At 31.5% G+C, this 18,046-nt stretch carries 16 protein-coding genes; 3 read left to right on the top strand and 13 right to left on the bottom strand.

Features of this window, described 5'->3' with window-relative positions:
- The first annotated feature begins 1 nt into the window (after position 1).
- Complete coding sequence (locus ACN5J5_RS09930) at positions 2 to 1,399, top strand: TolC family protein (RefSeq protein ID WP_418644749.1); 1,398 nt, start codon at positions 2 to 4, stop codon at positions 1,397 to 1,399.
- Here the strand turns inward: ACN5J5_RS09930 and ACN5J5_RS09925 are convergent, their stop codons facing one another.
- The 10 genes from ACN5J5_RS09925 to kynU all read right to left on the bottom strand — a co-directional run bounded on the left by ACN5J5_RS09925 (position 1,400) and on the right by kynU (position 10,875).
- Positions 1,400 to 2,503 (bottom strand): hypothetical protein, encoded by a 1,104-nt coding sequence (locus ACN5J5_RS09925; RefSeq protein ID WP_418644748.1) that lies wholly within the window; start codon positions 2,501 to 2,503, stop codon positions 1,400 to 1,402. It abuts the gene before it with no gap.
- A gap of 1 nt (position 2,504) precedes the next feature.
- The gene (locus ACN5J5_RS09920) at positions 2,505 to 3,587 is read right to left on the bottom strand and encodes an amidohydrolase family protein (protein WP_418644747.1); all 1,083 of its coding nucleotides are present in this window, start codon (positions 3,585 to 3,587) and stop codon (positions 2,505 to 2,507) included.
- Positions 3,588 to 4,115, bottom strand: coding sequence for a 3-hydroxyanthranilate 3,4-dioxygenase (locus tag ACN5J5_RS09915; protein WP_260585107.1), 528 nt, complete (start codon positions 4,113 to 4,115; stop codon positions 3,588 to 3,590).
- A gap of 360 nt (positions 4,116 to 4,475) precedes the next feature.
- Complete coding sequence (locus ACN5J5_RS09910) at positions 4,476 to 5,246, bottom strand: SDR family oxidoreductase (protein ID WP_260585105.1); 771 nt, start codon at positions 5,244 to 5,246, stop codon at positions 4,476 to 4,478.
- 76 nt (positions 5,247 to 5,322) lie between these two features.
- Positions 5,323 to 5,541 carry a DUF6500 family protein gene (locus ACN5J5_RS09905; protein WP_418644746.1) on the bottom strand — a complete coding sequence of 73 codons (219 nt, stop codon included), beginning with the start codon at positions 5,539 to 5,541 and terminating at the stop codon, positions 5,323 to 5,325.
- Positions 5,534 to 6,976: an aldehyde dehydrogenase gene (locus ACN5J5_RS09900; RefSeq protein ID WP_418644745.1), complete on the bottom strand. Its 1,443-nt coding sequence runs from the start codon at positions 6,974 to 6,976 to the stop codon at positions 5,534 to 5,536. Before ACN5J5_RS09900 ends, ACN5J5_RS09905 begins: the two co-directional genes overlap by 8 nt.
- A gap of 52 nt (positions 6,977 to 7,028) precedes the next feature.
- A complete protein-coding gene (locus tag ACN5J5_RS09895) occupies positions 7,029 to 7,433 on the bottom strand; it encodes a RidA family protein (RefSeq protein WP_418644744.1) in 405 nt (134 codons plus the stop codon).
- A 77-nt stretch (positions 7,434 to 7,510) separates the two neighbouring features.
- Positions 7,511 to 8,089, bottom strand: coding sequence for a DUF1697 domain-containing protein (locus tag ACN5J5_RS09890; RefSeq protein WP_418644743.1), 579 nt, complete (start codon positions 8,087 to 8,089; stop codon positions 7,511 to 7,513).
- A gap of 47 nt (positions 8,090 to 8,136) precedes the next feature.
- On the bottom strand, positions 8,137 to 9,561 hold the full coding sequence (locus ACN5J5_RS09885) for an FAD-dependent monooxygenase (protein ID WP_418644742.1): 1,425 nt from the start codon (positions 9,559 to 9,561) through the stop codon (positions 8,137 to 8,139).
- 54 nt (positions 9,562 to 9,615) lie between these two features.
- Positions 9,616 to 10,875 carry a kynureninase gene (kynU, locus tag ACN5J5_RS09880; RefSeq protein WP_418646543.1) on the bottom strand — a complete coding sequence of 420 codons (1,260 nt, stop codon included), beginning with the start codon at positions 10,873 to 10,875 and terminating at the stop codon, positions 9,616 to 9,618.
- 155 nt (positions 10,876 to 11,030) lie between these two features.
- On the opposite strand from kynU, the gene ACN5J5_RS09875 reads away from it, so the two are divergent.
- A complete protein-coding gene (locus ACN5J5_RS09875; protein WP_418644741.1) occupies positions 11,031 to 11,804 on the top strand; it encodes an IclR family transcriptional regulator in 774 nt (257 codons plus the stop codon).
- Between the two features lie 55 nt (positions 11,805 to 11,859).
- Here the strand turns inward: ACN5J5_RS09875 and serA are convergent, their stop codons facing one another.
- Both serA and ACN5J5_RS09865 read right to left on the bottom strand, forming a co-directional pair.
- Positions 11,860 to 13,749 carry a phosphoglycerate dehydrogenase gene (gene serA, locus ACN5J5_RS09870; protein ID WP_418644740.1) on the bottom strand — a complete coding sequence of 630 codons (1,890 nt, stop codon included), beginning with the start codon at positions 13,747 to 13,749 and terminating at the stop codon, positions 11,860 to 11,862.
- Positions 13,750 to 13,849: 100 nt separating this feature from the next.
- Positions 13,850 to 14,662, bottom strand: a complete 813-nt coding sequence (locus ACN5J5_RS09865; protein ID WP_418644739.1) for a hypothetical protein — start codon at positions 14,660 to 14,662, stop codon at positions 13,850 to 13,852.
- 130 nt (positions 14,663 to 14,792) lie between these two features.
- On the opposite strand from ACN5J5_RS09865, the gene gcvP reads away from it, so the two are divergent.
- Positions 14,793 to 17,636, top strand: a complete 2,844-nt coding sequence (gene gcvP / locus ACN5J5_RS09860) for an aminomethyl-transferring glycine dehydrogenase (protein WP_418644738.1) — start codon at positions 14,793 to 14,795, stop codon at positions 17,634 to 17,636.
- Positions 17,637 to 17,696: 60 nt separating this feature from the next.
- Here gcvP and ACN5J5_RS09855 read toward each other — a convergent pair whose 3' ends face one another.
- The gene (locus tag ACN5J5_RS09855) at positions 17,697 to 17,981 is read right to left on the bottom strand and encodes a hypothetical protein (RefSeq protein ID WP_418644737.1); all 285 of its coding nucleotides are present in this window, start codon (positions 17,979 to 17,981) and stop codon (positions 17,697 to 17,699) included.
- Positions 17,982 to 18,046: the final 65 nt, after the last annotated feature.

Here is an 18,046-nt window from a genome sequence, read left to right as displayed (position 1 = left end):
AATGAAAAAACTACCTTTTTTATACCTATTTATAAGTTTTATATCTTTTTCTCAAAATCAATCTATCAACACACTTTCATTAGAAGAAAGCTTAGGATATATAAAAAAACACCATCCTGTTTTAAAACAAGCTGAACTTATTACAAATATTAACGAAGCTAAGTTAATGAAAGCTCGTGGTGCATTTGATCCGAAAATTGAAGTTGATTACGACAAAAAAGAATTTAAAAACACCGATTATTATAAAAAACTAACCTCAACTTTTAAAGTACCAACTTGGTATGGTATTGAATTAAAGGCAAGTTATGAAAACAACTCTGGTCAATATTTAAACCCTCAATTTAAAACTCCTAAAAATGGTTTATACAACATTGGTGTAAGTATTCCTTTAGCTAAAAATTTATTTATCAATAAGCGAATGGCTACCTTAAAACAAGCCAAACTATATACAAAACAGGGTAAATTAGAGCAGCAATTACTGGCTAATAACATTTTATTTGAGGCTATTTCTTCGTACTTAAATTGGGTACAATATTATCAACAATATGCTATTTACAAAAATTATTATGCCAATGCTTCGGTTCGATTAAAAAACACTGTTAAAAATTTTAAAGCAGGAGATAAAGCTGCTGTAGATACTTTAGAGGCGAGTATCAATCTTAAAAACAGAAAATTAGATTTAGAAAAAGCTCATATTAAACATTTAAAATCAAAATTAGAATTTTCTAACTTTTTATGGATTGATAATAACATACCTATGGAAATAAAGGAGGAAATGAACCCTGATACAAATACTTTTTCTAAAATTGATTCTATATTAAAAGCTACCACAAATCAAACTGTTAACCTTGTTTTTGATAATCACCCTAAGTTAAAGTTACTAGAATTAAAGAAAAAAAACCTACAAATAAGCAAACAGCTTAAAATAAATAATTTATTACCTAAAATAGATTTTCAATACAATTTACTTGCTTCAAAAGTTAATAATTTTGATGCTTTTAATGTTGCTAATTATAAAAATTCTTTACAAGTTAGTTTTCCTTTATTTTTAAGAAAATCAAGAGGAGATTTAAAAATTACCAAATTAAAACTTCAAGACTTAGATTTTGAAATTGCTTCTACAAAGATGACTTTACAAAATAAAATTAATGCTATACAACAAGAAATCACCTCTTACCAAAAGCAAAATACTCTCTTAAAAAACCTTGTAAAAGATTATAAAATAATTGTTAAAAGTGAAGAACGAAAGTTTTACTTAGGAGAAAGTTCTTTGTTCTTAATTAATTATAGAGAAGTAAAATTAATAGAAAGTAATTTAAAACAAATTAAAAATCAATATGAATTTGCAAAAACAAAAAGTAAACTTTTTCAATTACTAGGTCAATTATATACTTTATAATTATTTTTTTTGATACTCTTCTAGCAAAGCATTATCAATAAAAATATGCTCTGGTAAAACTCTTAAACGATATTTACTTTCGCCAATAAATGTAATTAAATCTTTACGCTCTAGTTTATCGTTTCCTTCTAATTGAAGTATCGAATTTATATTATCCGCTATTCTTGTTAAGTAGGTTTGACTTTTTATTTCTCCACCTGAATTTACAACAATAGATTGGTTACAAGCATCAGCAAATTTTCTTCTATATGCAAAGTTTAATAAGTTTTTATACTGTGTTGTTTTCGATCCAAAATCTATTCCTTCTTCATATATTCCTTTAGATGGTATACTTAATTGTATTAAAGACCAGTCTAAAAATTTGATTTTAATTTCGTTTGGTTTTGGTGTGTGCGCTAGTTGAATTACCCAGCTTGTTGCCAAAACTAAAAACACTGAAACCAACGATGTTTTTGCTATAATCCTAATCATCAGATTCACAAAATCATTATCTAAACCTACAAAAACATCATATAATTGCGATAGAAATAATAATAAAATTGAAACGATCGAAATAATAGCTACCAATTTTAAATCTCGATGCATAAAAGTTCTAAAAAACGAAACTGCCATTAAATAACACAAAAAAGTAGTTAATAACACATCCGGAATTGCTGCTATTTTCATTCCGAAATAAATTTCATTTCCTATAAACGAGGACAAAATAAGTGTGATTGAAGCTACTATAAGTATAATAACTCCAATAACTTTTACGTTTTTTTCATTTCTATAAATAAATTTTGGCGCGTCATACACATAATACAATGCCAGTAACCAAAATAAATTATTTATGGTTGATAAAATATTTACACCTGTTTGATAAATACTTGTTTCTATAAATTTAAAATAACCCGCTGTGTATGCCCAAATACCAGAAATTACCCAAATTAACATTCCAAAACTTAAATACAGTAAACCTTTATCTACACGTTTTAATGTACTCCCCTCTTCCAAAACCTGCTTAAATCGCTTTCTTATATTATAATAAATAGCTAACAATAAAATTGCGCCTATAAAAGAAATAAAAATGTGCAATAAATTATGAAACTGGGTAACTTCAGACATGTTATTTTAAAATTTTCGAAATCAAATCTTGTTTCGCTTTTTCATCATCACCAAACAACCAACGCAAGGTATTATCTTCCCAAATTTCGTCGTATTGTTTTTGATTGATAATATCTCTATCAATTGCTAAATCTAACAATTTACCTGGATACGAAGATTGCGCGTCGCTTTCCATTTCTCCTAACGGATATGGGTCATCTAATCCCATAATTACTTGGTTAGATCCTTGACGGTCGATCATTAATTTTAAAGAATCTGTATCATGAACCAAGGTATCAAAAAAGATATTTGGATGCCCAACTGCTTTTCTTGGATGCGTTTTTCCTTCAAATAAATCGGGTCTTCCGTCAAACCCTTGAATACGACGTCCTAAATTCATTTGTGCCAATTGACCTCCATGTGCAAAACAAGTTCTAATATTTTTAAAACGCTCTTGCATACCGTTTAAAGTATAAAAATGATACGCATCACCACATTGTGCTAGCATCCAAATTAAATGAAAACGCCAATTGGTATTTTCTAATTTTATCATTTTATCGCCATCATACGGATGAATTTCAATGGCTAATTTATATTTATCAGCCAATTCAAAAATACGATCATTTTCTTTATCAAACACACAACGCCACTGCCCTATCGAATCCATAAAATGCGTTGGTAAGCATAATACTTTTAAACCTAATTCCTCAACACAACGTTCCATTTCATACAATGCACCGTAAATAAAACCTGGATGTACCACAAAACCACAAGTAAACTTATCTGGATGATCATGCTGTACTTTTGCGTTAAAATCGTTTTGAAAACGTAATGCCTTTTTCATTTCCTCCAAACGCAATCCGTTACCATATAATTGCGACAAGTTTAAAACCACAGCATGATCTAACTTGTTTTTTTCCATCCAACGTAGTTTTTCATCTAAGAAAAAACTAGAATCCGTTACTGGACGTTTCCAACCTTTTTGTAACATGTGTTTACGCTCATCATCTACCCAAAAAATTTCTTTTTCCTTCATAAAATCAGGAATTTGTTCTGGATAAGGTAATAAATGTGAATGTCCGTTTATGCGTAGTTTACGTTTCATTTATTTAATTTTATTTGGTGCTTGCATTACTGTTCCACAATTATTACAAGTACATTTTTGAGTATCAGAATAATATTTATCAAAAATAATTGGCATATCTGTTTCTATATTATCCAAAGCAAATTCTTCTCTATATAACTGATTTCCACAATTTTCGCAATACCATTCTAAGGCATCCATCATCTCTTTAGCTCGCGGATATTCAATTACCAAACCTACCGTATTTTCTTTACGTTGTGGCGAATGTGGCACTTTAGCAGGCAACAAATAAATATCACCTTCATTAATTTCTACATCAATCATTTTTCCGTTAGCATCAATGATTTTTAAAACCATATCGCCTTCTACTTGGTAAAAAAACTCTGGTGTTTCGTTATAATGATAATCTTTTCGGTTATTAGGTCCACCAACAACCATTACAATATATTCGCCATTATCCCAAACTTGTTTATTACCAACGGGTGGTTTTAATAAATGACGGTTTTCATCAATCCACTTTTTAAAATTTAAAGGCTGTACTAAATTCATATCTATAGTATTTGGGCGTTCCCTAAAGGTCGGGCTTTTCGCTGTATCTTTTTATGTATTCTCGATACATTTTATTTTTTTCGTTATCACTTCAAAATAAAACACTCGAATTAACATAAAAAGGATGCCGCTACAATCCCTAACGCTAAATTTTATTTTTTATTTATAATTTTTATTTTCATTGTAACATACTGCTTCTTAAAAACATAGTTCTTGTATAAACACAAAAAAATACTTTGATTTTAAACAACTCTTAAAAAACTAACTTAGCCCTGATTGAGCGGTTTGTTTAAGCTCTTTTTAAGTTTTTTTCAACTTAAAAAAGCGAGTAGCGAAAGCAGGAAATAGCTACTAAATAAATTATAAACTCTTTGTTCTTCCACCATCAACCGGAACGTTAATTCCGTTAATAAAGCTTGCACTTTCACTTGCTAAAAACACCACCGCATTGGCAATTTCTTCTGGCTTTGCAAAACGTTTTGCTGGCGATGCGTTCATCATATTTTTAGAAACCTCATCAACAGACAATCCTGTTTTGGCAGCTTTGTTATTAATAATTTCTTTTAAACGCTCTGTACCTGTTGCTCCCGGCAACACATTATTTACGGTAATATTAAACTGCCCAAGCTCGTTTGCCAATGTTTTAGACCAGTTGGCTACGGCACCACGAATCGTATTCGACACTCCCAAACCATCTAAAGGCTGTTTTACCGAAGTAGAAATTACATTGATAATTCGACCAAAACCTGCTTCTTTCATAAACGGAACCACTGCTTGCACCAATACATGATTGCATTTTAAATGTTGTGTAAAAGCGCGTTCAAACTCATCTAATTGTGCATTAAATACTGGTCCACCAGCTGGTCCACCAGTATTATTTATTAAAATATGAAAGTTTAAATTACTTGCCTCAATCTTTTCTTTTAATTCTGATGGATTTGAAAAATCGGCAACGATATAACTGTGATTTCCTTTTGGTAATTCAGCCAAAACTGCTTTTAATTTTTCTTCGTTACGCGCAATTAATGTTACGTTTACACCTTCTGTAGCCAAACCAATTGCTGATGCTTTTCCGATACCTTGTGTACTACCGCAAACTAAGGCGTTTTTATTTTGTATGTTTAAATTCATGTTTTATAGATGAAAGAAAAAAGATGTTAGAAGAAAGACTATTACATCTTTTTTCTTGATTCTTTTCTCTTGGTTCTTATTTATTTTCTAAAATCATTGCTTTAATTTTCACTGCTTTTTCAAAGTGGTCTAACTCATGAGTTTCAATCCACCATTTTGCAACTTCCATTAACAGTTTTGGATTGTCATTTTTATTTTTGAAAAATGCGTAAAATGACAAACCTACATTATCTCCTTTTTTCGCAATTTTCTCATCACAAACTTCAATTATTTTTTGTCTTATTTCTTTATTCATATTGTATGCAAATATTTTTAGGTTCTGTAAAAAAGCGCAATGCTTCAAAACCACCTTCACGCCCTACGCCACTTGCTTTTGCTCCTCCAAAAGGAGTTCTTAAATCTCGTAACATCCATGTATTTACCCAAACAATTCCGGTTTGTAATTGTTTAGAAAATTGCATGGTTCTGTTTAAATTATTTGTCCAAAGTGTTGCAGATAAACCGTATTTTACATCATTTGCTAATGCTAACGCCTCTTCATCTGTTTTAAAAGGCATAATGGTAACTATGGGACCAAAAATCTCTTCTTGATTCAATCGACATTTATTATCCGTTACTTCAATTATTGTAGGTTGTAAATAATATCCGTTTTCACTGTCGGTGACAGTCACAGTTTCTCCTCCAAAAAGAATCTTACCGCCTTCTTGTTCCGAAATATCTATATAACTTTTTACTTTTTCTAAATGTGGTTTTGATACTAAAGCCCCGATATTTGTATCATTATTTGCTGGGTTTCCTACTTTTAATTCTGATACTTTTTGAACGAAATCTTTTTTAAACTTTTCGTAAATACTTTCTTCTACAAAAATTCTACTTCCGCATAAACAAATCTGCCCTTGATTAGCAAATGATGAACGAACTGTGGTTGCTAACATTTTATCGTAATCGCAATCTGCAAAAATAATATTCGGGTTTTTACCACCTAACTCTAACGATAACTTTTTAAACATTGGTGCCGCCACTCGTGCAATATGCGCTCCTGTTTGCGTACCTCCAGTAAATGATATAGCTTTAATATTTGGTTGTTCAACAATTGCTTGCCCTGTAGTAGTTCCCAATCCGTGAACAATATTTAAAACACCTTTTGGGAGGCCAGCTTCATTACAAATTTCTCCTAATAAATAAGCAGTCATTGGAGTTATTTCACTCGGTTTTGCAACTACACAGTTTCCTGCAGCAATAGCTGGCGCAATTTTCCATGTGAATAAATACAAAGGTAAATTCCAAGGAGAAATGCAACCGACTACTCCAATTGGCTGACGTAACGTAAAATTTACTGCATCCAACCCTACACTTTCGTGTGCTTCTGAAGCAAACTGTGTAATCGCGTTTCCAAAAAAACGAAAATTACTTGCTGCTCTCGGAATATCAATTTGTTTAGCCAAACTTAACGGTTTTCCGTTATCTTTAGATTCTGCTAATGCAAAACGCTCTAAATTTACTTCTAACAAGTTTGATATTTTAATCAGAATTTCACTTCTTTCTTCTAAAGTAGTGTTTGACCAAGCGGGAAAAGCATCTGCTGCTGCTTTATAAGCCAACTCAACATCTTCTTTGGTTGAATTCGGAATTTGAGAATATACTTCTCCATTTGATGGATTGTAATTATCAATCCATCTATCAGCAACAGGAGAAATGAGTTTACCGTTTATGTAGTTTTTTATGTTCATTCTATTGTTTAATTAGACCTCACAGGTTTTAAAAACCTGTGAGGTCTTTTCTCTATTTTTGTTTCTTAAAAGCCACAACTTTAATTTCCACCACCAAATCTGGATGTGGTAATTGATGCACTGCAACAGTGGTTCTTGTGGGACCGGTTTCTTTTTCAAAAAACTCAGCATACGCTTTGTTATAGCCAGCAAAATCGTTCATATTTACCAAAAATGAGGTTACATCAACCACATCTTTAATACTTGCACCAACGGTTTGTAATGTTTTATCGATATTTTTTAAAACTTCTCGTGTTTGTATTTCTGCATCTAACTTTTTAGTGTTCATTTCATCAACCAACTCAACTCCTGCAATTGTGTTGTCTGAACGCCTTGAACTTGTTCCTGACACAAAAATAAAATCACCCACAACTTTTACATGTGGATACGCGCCTCTTGGTGTTACTTTTTTTTCCATTTTTTTATATTTTACTCTTCAAGCTGAACTTGTTTCAGCTTCTCTTCATGTGATTCTGAAATAAATTCAGAATGACGCTATTCTCTTACTAATTCCAACAGTTTAAGTGTTGTTCTTAAATTTCTAGTAGTTGCTATAACATTGAGTTTTTTCTCAATCGTATTATTCGTCAATTTTGTTTTTCCGAAACCTGATGGGCAGTTTAAATAAACTACATCACCAGCTATTTTATATTGATCTTCTTTAATTCCTTTTATTTCAATTTCTGTTTCACTTGTTGTTTTATCTAAAAAAGTAAAAGCAACTATTTTTTCATTCTCTATTGAAAAAGGGTATTTATCAATTACTGTTTTCCATTCTTGTGGTGTTCTTACTAACACAGGAATATCATAACCAAACTTATCAGCAATTCCTTTATTTACTCTTTTACAAACCTCAACTTTTGTTTCATCTGAACTTAAAATAATATTACCACTCTGAATATAAGTTTCAACATTTTTAAACCCTAAATCATTTAATAATTCACGTAACTCAGCCATCGGAAGTTTATTTTTCCCCGATACATTAATTCCCCGAAGTAAAACGATAAAAAAAGCCCCTTCTAACTTCCCCAAAGGAGAAGAACTCTTACTCTTATGTGTTTGCTTTTTATTCATTTTTAAAACTTACTAACTCCTTCCCTTCTGTAAGGTTGGGATGGACTTTACATTCCTGCAATTTTATCCTCCTCTAAAATCTCATTGGTTTCTTGTTGCACTTTTTCTAAAACAATTTTCAATTCATCTTTTGTCATATTTAATGAAGTTGAAATATCTTTATCAGCAATTAAATTCAACAAAGCTTTGTCTTGTGCGCGTCCTTTTTTCATGGCTTCGTTATAAGGGATATTTTCGTTAAAAGTTACCATAGAATATTTAGAAAAATACTCGGTTGGAAAATTCTTCTCCAAATCCATTTCTATTTTTCTTTTTTGCTTGAATAACGGATTTGCCACATGATCTTTCATCTCATAAAAGTTGTCGATCGCTAAATCAGCAATGGCATCGGTGTCTTCTTTTCTTGCTTTTTCATACCTTTTAAAAACTGTTTCCCAGTTAGCTGTTTCTCGACTGCGCTCGAAACTATTTAAAACCTCGTCAAAAATAGTTACATCCTCAAACGAAGCATTCATTCCTTGTCCGTAAAACGGTACAATTGCATGCGCAGCATCACCCATTAAAATGGTTTTATTTTGATAGCTCCAAGGTGAACATTTTACGGTTCCTAACGAACCAGTCGGATTGTTAAAAAACTCGTCTTTTATACTCGGAATTAATTTTAAAGCATCCGGAAATTGCTCTTCAAAAAATGCGGAAATTTTTTCTTCTGATGTTAAATTTTCGAAATTATATTCACCTTCATCATAACTTAAAAAGAGTGTTACCGTAAAACTTCCATCCATATTTGGTAAGGCAATTAACATATATTCTCCTCGTGGCCAAATGTGTAGATGATCTTTACTTATTTGATGATTTCCAACTTTATCTGCCGGAATTTCTAATTCTTTATATCCATGAGATAAATAATTTTGCGAATAGCTAAACAAAAACTTCTTCTCTAAATAATAACTTTTTCTAAGTGACGAACCAGCTCCATCTGTTCCGAAAATTACATCTGCATTAATAGAAAATTCTTCTTTAGTTTTATAATCTTTAAAATGAGCAACGGTATTTTCAATATCCACCGAAATACATTTTTTATTAAAATAAATGGTTACATTTTCGTGCTTTTCGGCTTCAGTTAGTAAAATCCCGTTTAAATCGCCACGAGAAATTGAATTAATATATTCATTTTCTCTTCCCGAATAATTTGACGCAAACGTATTGCTTTCTTTATCATGCATTAAACGTCCGTACATCGGAATACAAATTTCACGTGCTTTTTCTTCTACTCCGCATAAACGCAAAGCTTTAAATCCACGATCTGACAATGCTAAATTAATAGATCTTCCTGCAGAAATATCTGTAGTTCGTAAATCTGGACGACTTTCGTAAATAGTTACTTTAAAACCTCTTTGCGCCAATCGTAAAGCCAATAAACTTCCGCATAAACCTGCTCCTATAATTAATATATTATCTTGTTTGTTCATTTTTTTTTAAAATTAAACCTCAAAGGTTTTAAAAACCTGTGAGGTTTGGTTTTATTACAACAATCCTTTTAAAATCGAAACCATTCTAAACACATCTTCAAAACTATTATACATTGGCACTGGCGCACAACGAATAACATCTGGCTCTCGCCAATCGGTTATAATATTGTTTTCTGTTAATTTTTTATGTAAACTTTTATCAGCGTTTTTTACTTGAATCGACAACTGACAACCGCGCTCTTTTGGATTACTTGGCGTAATTATTTTAATATCGTCTGAATCAATTTGATTGATTAAAAATTCAAAATAACCTGTTAATTTTTCTGATTTTTCTCGTAATGCTTCCATTCCTACCTCAGCAAACATATCTAAAGAAGCTTTAATTGCTGCCATGGATAATATTGGCGGATTACTTAATTGCCATCCTTCTGCTCCTGCCATTACATCAAAAGGTTGACGCATATTAAAACGTGTTTCTTTATTGTGATTCCACCAACCAGCAAAACGTGGCAATTCTTTATTATGTGCATGCTTTTCGTGCACAAACAATCCTCCTAAACTTCCTGGCCCTGAATTTAAATACTTATAAGTACACCAAGCTGCAAAATCTACTCCTGAATCGTGTAAATTAGGAGAAATATTACCTGCACCGTGTGCCAAATCTATTCCGACTTTACAATTTTTTGAATGCCCTATTTCAGCAATTCGTTTTAAATCTAAATATTGACCGGTATAATAATTAACGCCTCCTATTAATAGTAACGCAATTTCATCTCCTTGCTCAGCAACGATCGTTTCTAAGTCTTCAATGTTTAATAATGTTTCTCCCGTTCTCGGTTTCCATTCAATCAAACCTTCTTCGGCATCAAATCCGTGAAATTTTAATTGCGATTGCACAGCATATCTGTCCGAAGGAAAAGCATCCGACTCAATTACAATTTTATATTTCTTTTTTGTTGGTTGATAAAAAGACACCATTAACAAATGCAAATTGGTTGTAAGCGTGTTCATCACCACAACTTCTAGTGGTTTTGCGCCCACTATTTTCGCCATATTCTCCGTTAAAAACTCATGATAAGGCAACCAAGGTGTATTTCCTTCAAAATGCCCCTCTACTCCATAATTTGCCCAATCATCTAATTCTTGTTGAATGTATTTTTGCGTATTTATAGGTTGTAAACCCAGCGAATTTCCTGTAAAATACAGCCATTCATTACCTTCTTTATCTTTTGGTATATGAAACTGATTGCGTAAATGTGCTAATTTATCTTTTGTATCTTGTTGTTGTGCGTAATCGAGTGTTGCTTTGTACATGCTTCTTTTTATTTCTAAAAAACCTTTCTTTTTAAACACTAAAGATACTTGATTTATAAACAAATCAAAAAAACAAAAGTGTTTCATTAAATGAAACGGTGTTTTATAAATTTACACTTTTTTATTATATTAGCAAAAATGATTTTCAAAAAATAATGATTGACAACAAAAATTTAAACCAATCAATTATAAAAGCGTTTACCGTTTTAGATGCTTTTACAAATGATAAAAAAGAATGGGGTGTTCGTGAATTAGCGAATAAAACAGGCTATAATAAGAGTACAACCTATAGATTATTAAGTACTTTGGTTTCTTTAAATGTTATACATCAGAATGAAAATGAAAAATATTGTTTAGGCAGTAAACTTTTTGAATTAGGAAATCGCGTGTCATTATATAAATCACTTATTACAGCTACCAATCAACCAATAAAAAATGTTGCCTTAGAAATTCAAGAAACAGTTTTACTTAGCATCTTAAAAGAGCATCAGGTTTTTTATATTAATAAAGCAGATAGCCTTCAAGGTTTAAAAATAAGCACCTCTATTGGTTCTTATCAACCAATTCATGCAACAGCATCAGGTAAATTACTTTTAGCTTTTTCTTCTATTGAAAAGCAAGAAAAATATTTTAAAAACAACAATTTCACTAAATATACTCAAAAAACAATTACTAAAGTTCCTAAATTAAAAACAGCGTTAAACATCATAAAAAAACAAGGCTATTCTTTAGATTTAGAAGAGTTTGAATTAGGTTTAATATGTATAGCTATTCCTATTTTTAATAAAAAAGGAAATGCGATTGCCTGCATAAGTGCTTCTGGTCCTTCTAGTCGCTTTAAATTAGAAAACGTACAAAACTATATATCTATTCTGCAAAAAGGAGCTACTTTAATTGAAAATTCATTAGAAGATTTTAATTCTTTATAAAAAAAGCCTTGTAAAATTTACAAGACTTTTATCATTCTCCTCCATTAAAGCACTCTTAATAAAGTACTCTAAATTTTATAGTTCCTTCAACCTTACGAAGTTCATTTAACACTTCCTGATTGTACTCTTTGTCAATATCTGTAATTACATACCCTACTTTAGCATCTGTTGATAAGTATTGCCCTGTAATATTTAATTCATACTCAGCCAAAACTTTATTAATTTTTGCCATTACACCTGGTACGTTTTTATGAATATGTAAAAAACGATGTGCATTTGTTTGACGTGGCAATCTTATATTCGGAAAATTTACGGCATCTACTGTATTTCCTGAATTAATATACGCCATGATTTTACTCGGAACAAAATCGGCAATATCTTTTTGAGCCTCTTCGGTACTTCCACCAACATGCGGAGTTAAAATTACATTATCTAAACCTTTTAATTGGGTAACAAAATCACCATTTTTTCTTGGCTCTTCAGGATATACATCCACAGCACAACCTGCAATTTTACCAGACTTTAAACCAGCAACCAACGCTTCAATATCTACCACAAATCCTCTAGATAAGTTTACTAAATGAACGCCGTCTTTCATTTGAGAAATTTCTTCTTTACCGATATAGTTTTTATTTGCAGCATTATCATCAACATGTAAGGTTACCACATCAGAAATGTTTAGTAATTCTTTTAATGTAGTAATTCTTGTTGCGTTTCCTAAGGCTAACTTATCTTCAACATCGTAATAATACACGTCCATTCCTAACGATTCTGCAAGTACAGATAGTTGTTTACCAATATTACCATAACCAACAATACCTAGTTTTTTACCACGAACTTCGCGAGAACCTTGCGCTGTTTTATTCCATTGTCCGTTATGAATTTCGGTACTTCTTTGAAAAACACTACGCATTAACATAATAATTTCGCCAATTGCTAATTCTACAACCGAACGTGTATTACTATAAGGAGCATTAAATACTACAACTCCGTTTTCTTTACAAGCATCTAAATTTATTTGCTTTGTACCAATACAAAATGCTGAAACAACCATTAATTTTTCGGCAGCTTCAATTACTTTTTTGGTTACTTGAGTTTTAGATCGAATTCCTAAAACGTGTACATCTTTAATTTTTTCTATCAATTCGTCTTCAGACAAACTTTTTGAAACAGTTTCTACTGAAAAACCATCAGCAGTTAATTTTGTAAACGCATCAGCATGTACGTTTTCTAATAATAAAATTTTAATTCTGTTTTTTGGGTATGATATATTTCTTGGCAAATCGTTTAGGTATAAAAATTCGTCTAAATTAGGAGTAATATGATCGGCATTGGCTACTGTTTTTTCTCTTGATACATTTTCGGTGTACGCAAAAAAAGTATCTGCAACCCCTGCTTTTTTGGTAACTGCATCACTATAACCATCACCAATTACCTGAATTTCTCCTTGCAGGTTTAAGTTTTGTAAACATTCGATTTTTCCGTTATGTTTTGAAAGTGAATTTTCAGCATCAAAACCAACAATTAAATCATTTTCATCAAATTGAAAAGTATTCGCATATACTCTTTCGGATGGAATGTTGTATTCAGCTACAATCGGATCTATAAATTCTTTAAATCCTGCTGAAATCACATAAATATCTTCTGAAAAGTTTTCAAAAAACTCTTTATTTCTTTCGATAGATGTGGAAACATGCTTTTTTAATTCGTTAATAAGAATTGGCAAATCTGCCTTTTTAGCATTTAATAATTGAATGCGTTTTTCTAAAGATTGCGGAAAGGATATTTCCCCATCAATTCCCTGATTCGTTATTTCGATAATTTCTCGAATAACGGCTTCTTTCTTCGGATTTTTCTCTAAAGTAATCTCTGCTAAAACGTCTAACGCTTCAACTCTTGTTAACGTACTGTCAAAATCGAAAACAAAACTTCTTTTTGGTGCCATTGTAATTTATTACTGGTAAGCAACCAAAAATACAAATCAAATCAATAAAAAAGACAATTATCTTCGAAAAGGTTTGCGCTTTTTTTTATTGACAGAAACACTAAGCTATTAACAATAACAACCACCAAATTATTGGAATCGCTTCTATCAGAAAAGAACTATAATATTTTGATTGGCTTTTAGTTGCTCGCATTAATAGCATTAAAGTAATAAAAAATATGGCTAAAAAAACAGTTCTAAAGTTTTTATCAGGACTTATTAAAAACTCAATAAACAAACAAAAAAGTAATAATACATATCCTAGTTTTTTGGTTTGCTTTACTCCTATTTTTTTAGGAATAGTTTGTAATGAAATCGCATCGTACTTTACATCTCTAATATCAAAAGGTAAAATTAAAACCACTACTAATAAAAAACGTTGAATTGCTATTAAATAAAGTTCAGCTGAAAAATGAATACCAACATCAAAAACAGGTAAAAATACTGTGCTTGCCGCCCAAACTAAAGCAACAACAATAATTTTTAAATAGCCAATACTTCTTAAATTCTTTTGAAATCCGCTTAAAAAAGGGATAGCATATAAAAGTGTTAACACGCCAAAAGGACTAAAAAACAGCAACGTTTTTAATGTTAATTTACTCGCATAAAAACACATCAGCAAAAAACAGATTAAAGAAAATATTTGAATTATTTTTAAATGCGTTGTTAAGCTTCTGTGGTGTAATTTTGCTACTCCAGCATATTTTACAAAATTATACCCTGTAATTGTACCATAAAAAAGAAAAAAGTCTAACGGTTCGTTATAGGTTAAACCAAAATATAATTCGGTAATTCTAACAAGAGAATAAACCGATAAAGCTACATGAACACTAGCATTTATGTAAAAATCGAATACCTTTTTTAAAACCTTCATAATACAAAAATAGTTTTTCTGTTTATAACCTTTAATTATAGTTAATAAAATATCATTTTTTAAGAAAATTTATACATTAAAAATTATACAATTTCATTATTTTTGAGCCACTTAAAAACAACAACGCAGAATGAACACAAATTCATTTCAACTAAGACATATTGGTCCTCGTTTAAAGGATCAAACACAAATGTTAAAAACGATTAAAGCCGATAGCTTAGATCAGTTAATTTTTGAAACTATTCCTGATGATATTCGCTTAAAAAACGAATTAGATTTAGCCCCAGCAATGAGCGAATATGAATATTTAAATCATATTAACGAATTAGGAGCTAAAAATAAAGTTTTTAAAAGTTACATCGGTTTAGGGTATCACGAGGCAATTGTACCAAGTGTTATTCAACGTAACATTTTAGAAAATCCGGGTTGGTACACAGCATATACACCTTATCAAGCAGAAATTGCGCAAGGTCGTTTAGAAGCTTTATTAAATTACCAAACCATGGTTTGTGATTTAACAGGAATGGAACTTGCAAATGCTTCTTTATTAGATGAAGGAACTGCTGCTGCCGAAGCCATGGCTTTATTATTTGATGTGAGAGAAAGAGCTCAGAAAAAAGCTAACGTAAATAAGTTTTTTGTTTCTGAAGAAATTTTACCTCAAACACTATCTGTTTTACAAACACGTGCTATTCCTATCGGAATAGAATTAGTGATTGGAAATCATGAAAATTTTGATTTTTCTGAAGCATTTTTTGGAGCCATTCTTCAATACCCAGGAAAACACGGACAAGTTTGCGATTACACTAGTTTTGTAGCAAATTGTAACGAAAAAAACATAAAAGTAGCCGTTGCTGCTGATATTTTATCATTAGTAAACTTAAAAGCGCCTGCTGAATTTGGTGCCGATGTTGTTGTAGGAACTACACAACGTTTCGGTATTCCGTTAGGTTACGGTGGTCCTCATGCTGGTTATTTTGCAACCAAAGAAGCTTACAAACGTAGTCTTCCTGGTCGTGTAATTGGTGTTACTAAAGATGTTGACGGTGGTCGTGCGCTACGTATGGCTTTACAAACGAGAGAGCAACATATTAAACGCGAAAAAGCAACTTCAAACATTTGTACAGCGCAAGTTTTATTAGCTGTTATGGCGGGTATGTACGCTGTTTATCACGGAAAAGACGGGTTACAATATATTGCTGACAAAACGCATGCCGCAGCAAATACTTTAGCCACTGCTTTAGAAAGTTTAGGTTTTAAACAAAAAAACAACGCTTATTTCGATACGCTTTTAATTGAAGTTGAAGCCAATAAATTACGTACTGTTGCTGAAGCAAACGGAATTAACTTTAACTATATTGATAACAATCACGTATCTATTTCTGTAAACGAAACGGTTAGTTTAAAAGAAATTAATGCAATTGTTGATTGTTTTGAGCAAGCTTTTAACATACAAGATATTACCATTACCGAGTTTACTTCTTCGGATGTAATTACCGGTAACTTAAAAAGAAATACTTCTTTCTTAGACAACGAAGTATTTAACACGTATCAATCAGAAACTGAAATGATGCGTTATATTAAAAAACTAGAACGTAAAGATTTAGCGTTAAATCACTCGATGATTTCTTTAGGATCTTGTACCATGAAGTTAAATGCCGCTTCTGAGATGCTTCCTTTAAGTAATCCACAATGGGGAAATATTCACCCTTTTGTACCAATCGATCAAGCACAAGGTTACCAAGAAGTTTTAAGTAATTTAGAAAATCAGTTAAACGTAGTTACTGGTTTTGCAGGTACTTCTTTACAACCAAATTCTGGTGCGCAAGGAGAATTTGCTGGATTAATGGTTATTCGTGCTTTTCATGAAAGCAACAATGAAGCTCATAGAAATATTTGTTTAATTCCTGCTTCTGCTCACGGTACAAATCCTGCATCAGCAGTTATGGCTGGTATGAAAGTAGTAGTTACTAAAACAGATGAAAGAGGTAATATTGATGTAGAAGATTTACGTGCTAAAGCCGAAAAACATAAAGATAATTTAGCTGCTTTAATGGTTACATATCCTTCAACTCACGGAGTGTATGAAAAAGCTATTATGGAAATTACCAAAATTATTCATGATAATGGCGGACAAGTTTACATGGATGGCGCCAATATGAATGCACAAGTTGGTTTAACAAATCCTGCAACTATTGGTGCAGATGTTTGTCACTTAAACTTACACAAAACATTTGCAATACCACATGGTGGTGGAGGTCCTGGAGTTGGTCCTATTTGTGTGGCTCCGCAGTTGGTTCCTTTTTTACCAACAAATCCATTAGTTGCAACTGGAGGAAAAAATGCTATTACTGCTATTTCCGCAGCTCCTTGGGGTTCTGCTTTAGCTTGTTTAATTTCTTACGGATACATTACAATGTTAGGTGCCGACGGATTAACAGACTCTACTAAAAATGCAATTTTAAATGCCAATTATATTAAAGAGCGTTTAAACGGACATTACAGCACTTTATATAGTGGTGAAATGAATAGAGCAGCACATGAAATGATTTTAGATTGCCGTGAGTTTAAACAAAACGGAATTGAAGTTGTTGATATCGCTAAACGTTTAATGGATTACGGTTTTCATGCACCTACAGTGTCTTTTCCTGTTGCAGGAACTATTATGGTTGAACCTACAGAATCTGAAAGTGTTTCAGAATTAGATCGTTTTTGTGACGCTATGATTTCTATTAGAAAAGAAATTACAGAAGCAACAAAAGAAAACGCAAACAATCCTTTAAAAAATGCACCACATACGCAAGATATGTTAACTGCTGATGAATGGACTTTACCTTACACACGTAAGCAAGCTGCATTTCCATTAGCATATATTGCTGAAAATAAATTTTGGCCTTCTGTTCGAAGAGTTGATGATGCCTTTGGAGATCGTAATTTAATTTGTTCTTGTAATCCTATTGAAGATTACATGTAAGAGTTTAATTACATTAACATAAAAAAAGCACACTTTTAAAAAAGTGTGCTTTTTGTTTTTTTAAGCTACCGCTACAATATTACTAAACGGAACTTCTTTTGTATTTTTAAGAATAATTGATTTTTCAGAGAGAGTCCAAACTGAAGCTTCTACTTTTTTTAAACCTGTATGATCTGTAAAAAAAATATCGAATTTATCTCTATTTAAATTTCTTAAGAAAAAAACCTTTCTTAAGCGTATAAATTCGTTTACCTGTTCAATTTTTTGCTCTAATACATTAATTTTAGGAAACTCTAAAAGTTTACCTGTCTCTTTATCAGCAGACGTTGTCTTATTAAAAAACATATTTATGGGGAATTTAGGGGATTACATTTTTTATAATATACAAATATACGATATTTATTAACAAA

The organism is Tenacibaculum insulae (assembly GCF_964512435.1).
GTDB lineage: Bacteria > Bacteroidota > Bacteroidia > Flavobacteriales > Flavobacteriaceae > Polaribacter > Polaribacter insulae_A.
Note: the sequence above shows the minus strand (reverse complement) of the source record. Positions and strands in the feature narration are given on the sequence as shown.

Bases quoted from the DNA above. Each gene is read 5' to 3' on its own strand.
- ACN5J5_RS09930 (WP_418644749.1), top strand. From the start codon at position 2: ATGAAAAAACTACCTTTTTTATACCTATTTATAAGTTTTATATCTTTT.
- ACN5J5_RS09925 (WP_418644748.1), bottom strand. From the start codon at position 2,503: ATGTCTGAAGTTACCCAGTTTCATAATTTATTGCACATTTTTATTTCT.
- ACN5J5_RS09920 (WP_418644747.1), bottom strand. From the start codon at position 3,587: ATGAAACGTAAACTACGCATAAACGGACATTCACATTTATTACCTTAT.
- ACN5J5_RS09915 (WP_260585107.1), bottom strand. From the start codon at position 4,115: ATGAATTTAGTACAGCCTTTAAATTTTAAAAAGTGGATTGATGAAAAC.
- ACN5J5_RS09910 (WP_260585105.1), bottom strand. From the start codon at position 5,246: ATGAATTTAAACATACAAAATAAAAACGCCTTAGTTTGCGGTAGTACA.
- ACN5J5_RS09905 (WP_418644746.1), bottom strand. From the start codon at position 5,541: ATGAATAAAGAAATAAGACAAAAAATAATTGAAGTTTGTGATGAGAAA.
- ACN5J5_RS09900 (WP_418644745.1), bottom strand. From the start codon at position 6,976: ATGAACATAAAAAACTACATAAACGGTAAACTCATTTCTCCTGTTGCT.
- ACN5J5_RS09895 (WP_418644744.1), bottom strand. From the start codon at position 7,433: ATGGAAAAAAAAGTAACACCAAGAGGCGCGTATCCACATGTAAAAGTT.
- ACN5J5_RS09890 (WP_418644743.1), bottom strand. From the start codon at position 8,089: ATGAATAAAAAGCAAACACATAAGAGTAAGAGTTCTTCTCCTTTGGGG.
- ACN5J5_RS09885 (WP_418644742.1), bottom strand. From the start codon at position 9,561: ATGAACAAACAAGATAATATATTAATTATAGGAGCAGGTTTATGCGGA.
- kynU (WP_418646543.1), bottom strand. From the start codon at position 10,875: ATGTACAAAGCAACACTCGATTACGCACAACAACAAGATACAAAAGAT.
- ACN5J5_RS09875 (WP_418644741.1), top strand. From the start codon at position 11,031: ATGATTGACAACAAAAATTTAAACCAATCAATTATAAAAGCGTTTACC.
- serA (WP_418644740.1), bottom strand. From the start codon at position 13,749: ATGGCACCAAAAAGAAGTTTTGTTTTCGATTTTGACAGTACGTTAACA.
- ACN5J5_RS09865 (WP_418644739.1), bottom strand. From the start codon at position 14,662: ATGAAGGTTTTAAAAAAGGTATTCGATTTTTACATAAATGCTAGTGTT.
- gcvP (WP_418644738.1), top strand. From the start codon at position 14,793: ATGAACACAAATTCATTTCAACTAAGACATATTGGTCCTCGTTTAAAG.
- ACN5J5_RS09855 (WP_418644737.1), bottom strand. From the start codon at position 17,981: ATGTTTTTTAATAAGACAACGTCTGCTGATAAAGAGACAGGTAAACTT.